The following is an 11,575-nucleotide window of genomic DNA, read 5'->3' on the forward strand; positions in this document are numbered from 1 at the left end:
GTTTTTACTTCTGCGCCGTTTTACGTTTTTGCTTTTGAATGGTTTGATCTAAGCTACTAGAAAATTCGCGCTTATCACGTTCTGAAATAGGGGCTGGACCACCGGTTTGCACACCTGCGCCCCGTAAAGTATCCATAAAGTCGCGTAAGTGTAGACGTGCTTTGACATTTGCTGTGGTATAAATCTCACCCCGAGGATGTATCGCTATACCGCCCCGCTCAATCACTTCAGCAGCAAGTGGAATATCCTGTGTCATCACGATGTCGTGCTCTTTCATGCGCTGAATAATTTCTTTATCCGCTGCATCTGCCCCACTCATGACTTGAATCGAGTTAATTCGCACCGAAGGCGTTATCCCAACATTTTGATTGGCGACAAAAGTGACTTCTAAATGGTAACGATCAGAAGCCCTAATAATTACATCACGTAAAATGCGTGGTAACGCATCTGCATCCACCCATAATTTAAATGGCAGCACTGATTTTCCATTCACTTTTAAACATAACTCATAGTAACAAATCTACATGACAATTTGGGGATCTGCATCCGTTGAATGGATCTACATTTCTCTAATCATGAGAATCGAAAAGCTGCAAAATGAGCCAAAGTTGAGACTATTTTCCAATGCTTTAACATTTAAATCCTACTGAAAACATTTTTTATGCATGATTTCATGATAAATATGATGTCGGTGACTTGAAAATTTCAAATAACCCTCGATTTATTAACTATGAAACCAACCCAATATCAATTGTGCATATGAAAAAACAAAATAGCCCTGAAATTATCACTATTGAAGATCAAACTTTTGGTAGTCATGTTGAACATTGGAATTTGCTTACAGGCAACCCGACAACGGATGTACCAGTTTGGCTGGGTCAGGCATTGGATGCACCCATTATGCCGATGGGCTTATGCGCACAAGAATCTGATATGGATCAAAGTACCTGGCTGATTCAAGGTCCATCACAAGCATCGATTCAACTGTGCCAAGTGATTGCGGTAGAAAATAATAAACCTAAAGCCGTTAAAACTGCATTTCCAAGTTTTGATAGCCCATATAAAACCAAAGCCACCATTGAACGTATTATTACCTGTAAATCCAATACACAAGCTGTGCTTTGCCTCGACTTAGGCGCAAATACCAGTGTGTATGCTTTTGATAGTTTATATAGCGTCAATCACGACCAATATGAAAAAGATGCAAGCTACAGTGTGCAACTCAATGCTTGGGCCTATGAACTCGAAGCTGTCGCAGAACATGAACAGCTTGTCGTTGATGATCCTGCATCGATTAAACATCATCGTGCTTTAAACGATATCTTGGCAGCAAATAATGGTGTTGCCCCTGCAGATTTACACGAACAAATTAAAGCATGGCAACCAAAGTCTGAAGATGACAAAGCGCCAGTGACCGTCGATTTTTCTAAAATGGTTGCATACCTATATGGTGAAAATCTTGGCCAAGAAGACGAAGCATGGTTCCAAGGGCATATTGTTGGCAAAACCGCCATGCAATTTAAAGAGCAAGACTACACGCTGTATGATGTGACCTTAATCCACGAAGAAAACCAAGAAGCGGTGATTGTTCGTGTTGCAACACGAAATCCGGCGCATAAAGATTTCAATGTTGGGCAATATATTCGTGGCAACCTGTGGATACAAGCCAATATTTACGCGAAATCTGCCTAATTTGAATTCAAAAAACCTATTTCAAATAAAAAAACCGCCTCAGTGCGGTTTTTTTTATTTCTCGCTAATCATGTGTATTCGCTGAATATTTAAATGATTGAATATTTTTTATCCACAAGATAGTCGATTTATTCTATTTTTAAATTCAAATTAAAATAACTTATCCACAATATTAAATTCAAAATAATGACGAAAAATAAATCCATCTGCAAAAGATAAAATATAAAAATCTAATATAAATAAATAAGATAGGAAATTTATGAAACTAAATTTAGCAATTCGGTTGCTTATTTTTAAATGAACTAAATAGTTTAGTAAGTTTATGGCAGATAGTACTTTATTTAATCAAATAATTATGTTAAAAATGCGTTTAAGAAATAGTAATTAACGATAAATAGATCGGAAAGAATATCTATGAAAGTCGTGCAAGAAGAAAACTTATCACAAGTTGACCATCACATGGAATCTCGATATCAAATCGAGCCAATGTCCTGCTTATTTTTTATGTTAGGTATGCTGATTTGTGCATACGTGTTACATACTTTTATTTTTTAATCTATTCAATAAAAAAACCGGCATTTGCCGGTTTTTTTATGCCTTTAGGATTATGCGTTGCGTTTTGCAAAGTCATCCATAAAGTTAACCAGTGCTTGAACGCCTTCTAGCGGAACAGCATTATAAATACTTGCACGCATACCACCCACTGAACGGTGACCAGCTAAATTCAGCAAGTGGTTTTCTTCAGCTTCTTTCAAGAATTGTTTTTCCAATTCTGGATTCGCCAAAGTAAATGGTACGTTCATGATTGAACGGAATTCTTTTGCAATTGGATTTGCATAGAAATCGCTTGAATCAATATAACCATAAAGTAATTCAGCTTTTGCCATATTCGCTTTATAAATTGCGTCTACACCGCCCTGCTCAAGTAACCATTCAAAAACGAGGCCAGATAAGTACCATGCATAAGTTGATGGTGTATTCACCATTGAACCATTTTTCGCTTGAGCTGAATATTTCAAGATACTTGGAATATCTGCTTTCGCTTGATCCAATAAATCATCACGAATAATCACTAAAGTTAAACCAGCCGGACCAATATTTTTCTGAGCGCCTGCATAAATTAAACCGAACTTAGAGACGTCTAATGGTGCAGATAAAATGCTTGATGAAAAATCGGCAACCAATGGCTTGTCTGTTTCAGGAATGTTGGCAAACTGAAGACCACCAATAGTTTCATTATCTGCATAATGCACATAAGCCGCATCATCAGATAAGTTCCAAGTGCTTTGATCAGTAATCGCAAGTTTACCGTCAATGGTGGTACCCGCTTCAACAACATTAATGTCGCCATAACGCTGTGCTTCTTTCAACGCTTTTTCAGACCAAATACCAGTGTGGATATAGTCTGCTTTGCTGTTTTTACCCAATAGGTTTAATGGGATCGCAGAGAATTGAAGTGATGCGCCACCTTGAAGGAATAACACTTTATAGTTGTCTGGAATATTCATCAGCTTACGAAGATCAGCTTCTGCTTTCTCTGCCACAGCGACATAGTCTTTACTACGGTGGCTCATTTCCATGATCGAAAGGCCTTTGCCTTGCCAGTCAAGCATTTCAGCTTGAGCTTTTTCTAAAACGGCAGTGGGTAATGCAGCAGGACCAGCACAGAAGTTGTACGCGCGCATGAGTTTTCCTTTCAAAGTGAAACACAATAAAATGATGGCATTTAACCATATCTGACGCGTGCTTGCAGTAGTTAAAGCTGAAAATATTCCAATGCTGTCTGACATTTAAAGTCAAAATTTCAATAAAGATCAAAATTAATTCTTATTAATTCAAATTATTAGATTTACTGATATTTTTTATCCCTTGAATTGATGCTAATTTAAGGTCTTGATGTGCGAAAATGACGTGCGCTACAAAGATAAAATTTATTTACATATGTATATGAAACAATACAACAACTTAGTGAATTTACCCAACTTCATCACAATGACTATAATGAACCCATCCTAGCTGTGAGTGTGTTTTTATGCCTCTACCTCGAACAGATTATTCTATAAAAATTAAACATACATTTCGTTCAGGATTGCTGCTTGGCCTTGGTTGTTTGAGTGTTTTTTTTAGCCCCACGGTACTTGCGCAAAGTATCAGTTATAGCCAAGCAGAACAAAGTCTACTCACTAGTTCGTATAGTACTCAGGCCAACCAAGCGCTACAACAATCTGCCGAACTTCAAGCTCAGGCCATTAAAGGCCTTGGTTTACCTCGTGTGGATTTAAACGTCCGTGCCTATGCCTTTCATAATGAACTCGATATTCCTCTCGGCGCCTTAAAAAACAACTTAGAACAAACGCTGAGTAATGGCATTAATAATAAAATTGATGAAAGCTTACCGAGTGATTTGGCAGACCCATTAAAAGACAGTCTGCAACAGCCAATCCGTGATGGTGTCGGATTAATTCCAGATTCTTCCCAAGTGGTCTTAGATGATCAAGTGATCCGCCCTACCGTTTCCGTAATGATGCCGCTGTATACCGGTGGGTTAACGTCTAGCGCCAAGGAAATTGCCAATATCCAAGCCAAACGCAGCGCGATAAGCAGTGAACAACAACAAGATGTGCAACGTTTTGAATTAATCCAAGCCTACTTCAATGCTCAATTACAAAAAAAATTAGTCGAAAGCAGCCGCTTCAATTTAAATGCGATGCAACAACACTATGCCAATGCGCTCAAAATGGAACAACAGGGTTTTATTAGCAAAGGCCAGCGTATGCAATTTGAAGTGGCGAAGAATAATGCTCTCAGAACTTTTCAAAATACTGAAGCGAATCTCCGCTCTAGCTTATTTAAGTTAAACAACTTAATGCAAAGCAGCCAAATTACTGATCTTACAACGCCATTATTTATCAATCAGCAACACAATCAAAATATAACCGCCTTACTAAAAAGTTATCAGGATCAGTCTAGTTTGGTGCGTAAAATGCAATTGGACAGTCAATTGGCTGGTGCTAATGTGAAAGCCCAAAGCGCAGCAAAAAAACCCAACGTCTTTGCCTTTGGTGAATATAGTCTCGACGATAAACAAAACTGGATCGTTGGTGTTGCCGCTCGCTACAACTTATTTTCAGGTATTGATAAAAACAAATCCGTACAAGCTGCTGAACTTCAACGCTATGCATCTGAGTTAATGACTGAGCGTACCAAACAAGAAATTGAAAGCCTGATTTATAGCTCATTTAATGAAGTCACCAGCGCTCAACAAAGTCACCTGTTGTTGCAGCAAAACCTAAAAGCTGCTCAAGAAAATTTAAGAATTCAACAGCTTTCATTTAAAGAAGATATGGGTACGGCCACACAAGTCATTGATGCACAAAATGCATTGAACGGGCTACAAAGTGAAATGGCACTTAATGCTTATAAATACGTGATGTCACTCGCAACACTGCTACAAAGTCACGGGAGCATTGACCAGTTCCAAAGCTATATCAATCAATCACACACCGACTATATTCGCTAAGTTTAGCCGAGGGGAAACCATATGAATCAGGAACCAACTGATCACCAAGAAGATGCCTCTGCGAATGCTGAAACATCCCAATCCAATGTCTCGAGTTCAAACGTTTCGTCTACAGCAAATACTGCTGAGGATACTCCAAAGAAAGTGAATACCAATACTGATGCAGAGACGAAAAAAAGCTCAGTGCAAAGTCGCAATAAATCTGCTTTGATCAAGCTCGTGATTGGCATTGTCTTAGTTCTGCTTTTGGCATTGATTGCATTTGGCTTATGGAAAAGTTATCAGCCCAAGCAGGTTGAATTACAAGGTCGAGTTGAGGCTGAAACCATCCACATTAGTACCAAAGTACCTAGTCGTATTGAAGAAATATATGTGCATGACGGTGAAAAAGTACAAGCAGGTCAAGCACTGGTTCGTTTAACCAGCCCCGAAGTCGATGCAAAGAAACAACAGGCTTTAGCTGCACTCCAATCTGCGCAAGCACTGCAATCCACAGCTGAACGTGGCTCTCAACAAGAAAATATTGATAGTTTATATGCCAATTGGCAAAGTCTAAAAGCACAGCAACAATTGGCGCAAACCACATACCAACGTGGTCAAAACCTCTATAAAGAAGGTGTCATTTCACGACAACGCCGTGATGAAATGCAAGCTGCCGCAGTGTCTGCTGCACAAATGACAGAAGCGTCTTATCAACAATATGCGCGTGCAAAACGTGGCAGTACACCGCAACAACAAAGCTCGGCAGATGCCCAAGTCAAGATTGCGCAAGCCGCGTTGGCTGAAGCCAATGCACTTGAGGCTGAAACCAAGTTATTTGCACCGTCCAATGGCACTATTTCAAAAACCTATGGCAAAGTTTCAGAATTAGTTGCAATGGGTGTGCCCGTTGTAAGCCTGATTCAAGATGATAGCTTATGGATTAGCTTAAATGTCCGTGAAGACCAGTATGCTCAAGTGTATCAACTCAAGACCATGCAAGGATTTATACCGGCGCTGAACAAATCTGCCGAGTTTAAAATTGATCACATCGAAGCCGAAGGTGAATTTGCAACAATCAAAACCACGCGACAAACGGGCGGCTATGACATTCGTAGTTTTAAAGTCCAACTGAAACCCGCTCAGCCGATTGCTGACTTAAAAGTGGGTATGAGCGTTTTGTTTAAAATTGAAGAGCGTAAATAATGTTTAGGGGCATTCTGCGTGAGTTTCGCTATTTGATGCAGCATAAATGGGAATTGTGTATGGTCACACTTGCCCCTGCCCTTGTGATTTTGCTCTTTACCAATATGTTTGCTCAAGGCAAACCAGATCATTTACCCATTGCGATCATAGACCAAGATCAAAGCAGTTTAAGCCGTAACATTACTCATTTTGCGCAGCTGAACCATACCTTAAAAGTAGCCACCATTACACCCAGTATGGATGATGCTGAAAAGCTTTTAAATCAGACTCAAATTTGGGGCTATATTCATATTCCTGCTGGTGCAGAGCAACGACTGGTTCAAGCAAAAGATGCAGAAGTCAGCATTGCCTATAACCAAAGCTATTTTAGTGTCGGCAATAGTATTTCATCAGCCATGCTGCTAAGTACATTGCAAGCCATGGCCGATTTTAGTGGTCATCAGTATTTAGAAAATACAATTCCCTACCTCGATGCACCGACACCCAATGTCAAAATTTCACCTTTATATAATCCAGGTTTAAATTATGAGTTCTATTTAGAGCCGTACATGATTCCTGCGATTCTGCATTTATTACTGTGTTGCTGTGTCGCATTTTCAGTCGGTCAAGAAATCAAATATGACACTGTAAATCAATGGGTGAAACCGACTTCTGTCTTTCAAGCTTTAATCGCTAAAAATCTCAGTTATGTTTTCATTTTTACCGCTTGGACATGGGCATGGATGTTCTGGCTAATCGTGTTTCGAGGGTGGTTTGTTCAGGGTTCATTACTGCTCATTTTGCTCGGGCAATTGTTTTTTTATACAGCCTATGCCTTTATCAGTTCTACTGTAGTTTTGGCGACACGTGATCTCACCAAATCTTTTGGTTTTATTGCGGTATATGGTGGCTCATCACTGAGTTTTGCAGGGGTGACATTGCCGCTGAATAACGCGCCGATGTTTACAAAATTCTGGGCCAATATTATTCCCTATACGCCTTATGCCAAATTACAAACAGAACAATGGGTCATTGGTAGCCCAATCTCCATTTCAATCACACCGCTTGTCACCCTGATCATTTACTGTCTGTTCTATTTGGTTCTTGCCAGCTTCTTTTTACGGAAAGTACTGAAGGAGCAAAGCATATGAATAAAATCGTGTCATTTCTATCAACTTTGCTCAGACACTATATTCAAACCTTTAAAGATATTGTTAAGCACAGTTCGATTTTTACCACCTTAGTGCTTTCTGTTTTTCTTTACAGTTTTTTTTATCCCATTGCTTATCAAGCGGAACACGCAGAATCGCTCCCCATTATTGTGGTGGATGAGGAACAAAGCATACTCACCAATACGATTATTGGTGCTGTAGCCAATAGTCCCAATGTAGAAATTCGAGCTGTGACTGGTAATTTTGCGGAAGCTGAAAATATGCTCCGAAGTCAGCAAGCTGACGGGATTTTACTGTTGCCGAGTAATCTTTCAAATAGCATTCGCCGTGGTGAAACCGGTGGAATTGGTTTATATCTCAGTGCTGCAAACTTTCTAAAGACGCAAAAAATTGGCTTAGGTTTAGCCAGTTCGATGGAAAATGCTCTCGGCGAATATGCAGAAAAATTCCAGAACATATCCGATTTTAGCCCAGCTTTATCTATCCATAAGATTCCATTGTTTAATCCACTTTCAGGCTACGGCAGCTATATTTTCCCAGCGGTTGCTCCCTTAATTATTCATCAGACGATTTTATTGGGTCTGTGCATGCTGATTGCGACCTATCGACAAAACACCACATGGCGTCCAAGCTATTCACAATTGGCTGGCATCTTCTTGTGTATTTTGACTATCGGGACTTTAGGGTGCTTCTATTTATTTGGTTTTACCTTTTGGCTGAACGATTATCCACGGGGTGGAAATTTTTGGGGCATGTTCATTGCTGTGCCCATCTTCCTCAGTTGTATTATTGCGATGACCCTCTATCTCGCAACTTTTCTTGACCTGCCAGAACGTGCAGGACATGTCATCGTTTTTAGTTCTATTCCGCTATTTCTACTTTCGGGAACGGCATGGCCGCATGCAGCTATGCCTGAATGGATGCAAATACTTGCTCAGGTGTTGCCGTCAACTCAAGGCATTCAAATGTTTCTTCAACTCAATCAGATGGGTGTACCTACAGCAATTGTCATCCCTAAATTGCTTTACCTCACAAGTATTGGACTGATTTTTTTATGTCTTGCTGTCTGGCGTTTAAAGTTTGCCAAAAGATAAAACTGTTTGTGCTGTAAGACATGTCTGGTCTCAAGCGAAATGCGTTCAAACCTATTCATCATAGACTCGAACGCTTTGTATCTAATCATGTCTCAAATTTAAATTCTTGCTGTCATCTATTAGCTGTATGCATTTGGCGTGACAGTCGATGCTTCATCCACTTGAATATCAAAATCATCTGCATCTGAGGTGATCTCAGTAACCAAATCATCTGATTCTTTTTCTGCAGCGTTTTCGAGCCAGAATCCTTTCACTTTATCGTCCCCATCATGACCTGCAAAGACCACACTCATATACAGTTCTTTTTGCGGATAATCATATTTATACACAATTGTTGTGGTCTTACCTTCTCCCAGCCGAGTATTTGCCATTCGCTGAATCACTTGCGCTTCAGCGCTAGGTTGACCTGCAGGAATCAGCTTTTTCATACGTGAAAACAGCTCTGGATCTGCTAGCATCACATCACGAACATTTTCTTCAACCAATGCCAAAAAGCTGTCTTGATGGGGTTGGTGTAGTGCTGCGAATAATTTTTCTGACTTAGTACGCTGTGAGCTTGTCTCACTTGGTAGGCTTGATTCGAATTTTGCAATCAAGAAATCGCCAATTTTTTCACAAGCCGTTATAGGTAAGATTAAAGCGATGATGACGACTAATTTTTTCAACACCGTACAAGCCCTCTGGTTATTATTAAAATATATAAAGTTAAAATTTATTTCGGATAATCTGTGTGATTTATAGAATTTTCACTGATTTATCTGCCTCACAAGTATAAAGCAAACTTCTATATAAAAATGAAAAATACAGGCTCACAATTAGTTTTTCGATCTTTCTAGGCAAATCAGAGATTTTGTGAAGTGTTCATTAATAACTCAATTTTATTCGTTCTATAAATTAAACTTAACAATCAAATCGCTTATACAACTAAAAATGATAATTTATCGATCAAACAGTTTAGTTTTGATCAAAATCGTTGGCTGTATTCTCATATAAACTGCAAAATATTATCGTATTTATCTCCCAAATTATTCAGAACTTTTTGTCATGGCGGATTCAGTCTGTCTGCAACATTTGTTCGTGGATGACTGTGGGCTTTTTTCTCCCAAATCTGACATAAGAGCTGATGTATGAAAAAGATTAAGGTGAGCCTTGCCTGGCAAATCGTGATTGCTCTCATTCTAGGTATACTTGTTGGTGCTTTCCTACACTATTCTCCTGAATATCGTGATGCTTTAGTTAATAACTTTTTGACTCCTTTGGGCTCAATTTTTATTAACCTCATTAAGATGATCGTTATTCCGCTTGTTGTGTCGATGCTTATTTTAGGTATTGCCAATACAAGTCACGGTAGTAACTTAGGTAAACTAGGTTTCAAAACGATTATTTATTTTGAAATCATTACCACCGTTGCTATTTTAGTCGGTTTAGTTGCAGCCAACGTATTCCAACCTGGTGCCGGCATTGATATGTCTGCATTGACGCAAGTCGATATTTCAAAGTATCAAGAAACAACACATGAAGTCAGTGAACATTCTCATGGTTTGATTCAAACAATACTTTCACTTATTCCATCTAACTTTTTTGCAGCTTTGACGAGTGGTCAAATGCTCCCAATCATCTTTTTCTCTGTGATGTTTGGTGTAGGTTTAGGTGCGCTTGATCAGGAAGTAAAACAACCTTTAATTAAAGTGTTGACCGCTGTTTCTGAAACGATGTTTAAAGTTACGCACATGATCATGATGTTTGCACCTATTGGTGTATTCGGCTTGATTGCAGCGACTGTTGCGAATTTCGGCTTCAGCTCTCTTGTGCCACTGCTTAAGCTCGCAGTTTTAGTTTATGGTGCAATATTCTTCTTTATTTTTATAGTATTAGGTGCCGTTGCCAAGTTCTGTGGCTTCAGTGTTTGGGCCATTATCAAGATCTTAAAAGATGAATTGATTCTCGCGTATTCAACTGCAAGTTCTGAAACTGTCCTCCCCCGTATTATGGAAAAAATGGAAGCTTACGGTGCTCCGAAACCGATTACCAGTTTCGTGATTCCAATTGGCTATTCATTTAACCTCGATGGTTCGACCCTATATCAAAGTATTGCGGCTATCTTTATTGCTCAGCTTTACGGGATCGATCTGACAATCACCCAACAAGTGATTCTGGTCCTAACCTTGATGATTACCTCTAAAGGGATTGCAGGTGTACCTGGCGTTTCTTTCGTGGTCTTGCTAGCGACTCTCGGCAGTGTCGGTATTCCACTTGAAGGTCTGGCATTCATTGCGGGTATTGACCGTATTTTAGATATGGCACGTACTGTACTAAATGTGATTGGTAACGCGCTTGCGGTACTGGTGATCAGTAAATGGGAAGGCCAATTTGATACTGAAAAACAAAAAAATTATGCTGCTAATCTAAAAGATGCCGCTTAATTTTATGTCATAAAAAAGGACGCTTCGGCGTCCTTTTTTACAGCTTTGTTTTATTTTTCCAAACTTTATTTATTTTTTTCACCAAACACTGAAATATTAAAATCTCGAATTTTGTTACTTCCTGCCGGCTTATCAAAACTTACATCGTACTGTACAAGGTTTTTATTGGTATAACCGTACTCATAAGTGACCGTATATAAAGACGGCTTTTCAGTCGATTTTTCAATGTGCTTTGCCACTATATTTTTGCGTGAGTAATCTTGTTTCGGAATACCTCGTGCAAATTTACGCAGCTCTTTTTCATTCTGTTCAAACTTCGCTTTGAGTTCTGGTTCAAAGTAAGTGTACAGCTTTTCAAAATTGCCTTCACGTAATTGATCATAGGCAGCTTGGGCTACTTCAGTCTGTTCAACACTTGGGTCTGGTATTGCATTTAATGCTTTTTGGCCAATTTGGTCACAGCCGCCAAGCCCAATAAGTGAAGCCATTGCAAAATATTTTAATTTCATA

10 protein-coding genes are annotated in these 11,575 nt (G+C 39.3%); 6 read left to right on the forward strand and 4 right to left on the reverse strand.

Annotation, left to right across the window (positions count from 1 at the left end; translation table 11 throughout):
- Window positions 1-4: 4 nt before the first annotated feature.
- Entirely contained in the window at window positions 5-493 is a 489-nt protein-coding gene (locus tag FTT88_RS04900) for a YaiI/YqxD family protein (protein ID WP_373685259.1), read from the reverse strand.
- Between the two features lie 266 nt (window positions 494-759).
- Here FTT88_RS04900 and FTT88_RS04905 point away from each other — a divergent pair, with 266 nt between their 5' ends.
- A complete protein-coding gene (locus tag FTT88_RS04905) occupies window positions 760-1,692 on the forward strand; it encodes a hypothetical protein (protein WP_180009976.1) in 933 nt (310 codons plus the stop codon).
- Between the two features lie 605 nt (window positions 1,693-2,297).
- On the opposite strand, the gene serC is transcribed toward FTT88_RS04905, so the two are convergent.
- Entirely contained in the window at window positions 2,298-3,377 is a 1,080-nt protein-coding gene (gene serC / locus FTT88_RS04910; protein ID WP_078192058.1) for a 3-phosphoserine/phosphohydroxythreonine transaminase, read from the reverse strand.
- Between the two features lie 347 nt (window positions 3,378-3,724).
- On the opposite strand from serC, the gene FTT88_RS04915 reads away from it, so the two are divergent.
- From FTT88_RS04915 to FTT88_RS04930, 4 genes are read left to right on the forward strand one after another with little or no spacing between them, the layout of a single operon-like run.
- Complete coding sequence (locus tag FTT88_RS04915; protein WP_180108783.1) at window positions 3,725-5,212, forward strand: TolC family protein; 1,488 nt, start codon at window positions 3,725-3,727, stop codon at window positions 5,210-5,212.
- 21 nt (window positions 5,213-5,233) lie between these two features.
- The gene (locus FTT88_RS04920) at window positions 5,234-6,397 is read left to right on the forward strand and encodes an HlyD family secretion protein (RefSeq protein ID WP_111883932.1); all 1,164 of its coding nucleotides are present in this window, start codon (window positions 5,234-5,236) and stop codon (window positions 6,395-6,397) included.
- Complete coding sequence (locus tag FTT88_RS04925; protein ID WP_180173716.1) at window positions 6,397-7,527, forward strand: ABC transporter permease; 1,131 nt, start codon at window positions 6,397-6,399, stop codon at window positions 7,525-7,527. Before FTT88_RS04920 ends, FTT88_RS04925 begins: the two co-directional genes overlap by 1 nt.
- Window positions 7,524-8,642 (forward strand): ABC transporter permease, encoded by a 1,119-nt coding sequence (locus FTT88_RS04930; protein WP_180173717.1) that lies wholly within the window; start codon window positions 7,524-7,526, stop codon window positions 8,640-8,642. Before FTT88_RS04925 ends, FTT88_RS04930 begins: the two co-directional genes overlap by 4 nt.
- 119 nt (window positions 8,643-8,761) lie before the next feature.
- Here the strand turns inward: FTT88_RS04930 and FTT88_RS04935 are convergent, their stop codons facing one another.
- The gene (locus FTT88_RS04935; protein ID WP_180003324.1) at window positions 8,762-9,310 is read right to left on the reverse strand and encodes a hypothetical protein; all 549 of its coding nucleotides are present in this window, start codon (window positions 9,308-9,310) and stop codon (window positions 8,762-8,764) included.
- A gap of 459 nt (window positions 9,311-9,769) precedes the next feature.
- Between FTT88_RS04935 and gltP the strand changes: the two genes are divergently transcribed.
- Window positions 9,770-11,065 (forward strand): glutamate/aspartate:proton symporter GltP, encoded by a 1,296-nt coding sequence (gene gltP / locus FTT88_RS04940; RefSeq protein ID WP_078190399.1) that lies wholly within the window; start codon window positions 9,770-9,772, stop codon window positions 11,063-11,065.
- Between the two features lie 65 nt (window positions 11,066-11,130).
- Here gltP and FTT88_RS04945 read toward each other — a convergent pair whose 3' ends face one another.
- Window positions 11,131-11,574: a DUF3887 domain-containing protein gene (locus FTT88_RS04945; protein ID WP_180039637.1), complete on the reverse strand. Its 444-nt coding sequence runs from the start codon at window positions 11,572-11,574 to the stop codon at window positions 11,131-11,133.
- Between the last annotated feature and the right edge of the window lies 1 nt (window position 11,575).

The organism is Acinetobacter sp. YH01024, assembly GCF_013420195.1.
GTDB classification, from domain to species: Bacteria; Pseudomonadota; Gammaproteobacteria; order Pseudomonadales; family Moraxellaceae; genus Acinetobacter; species Acinetobacter amyesii.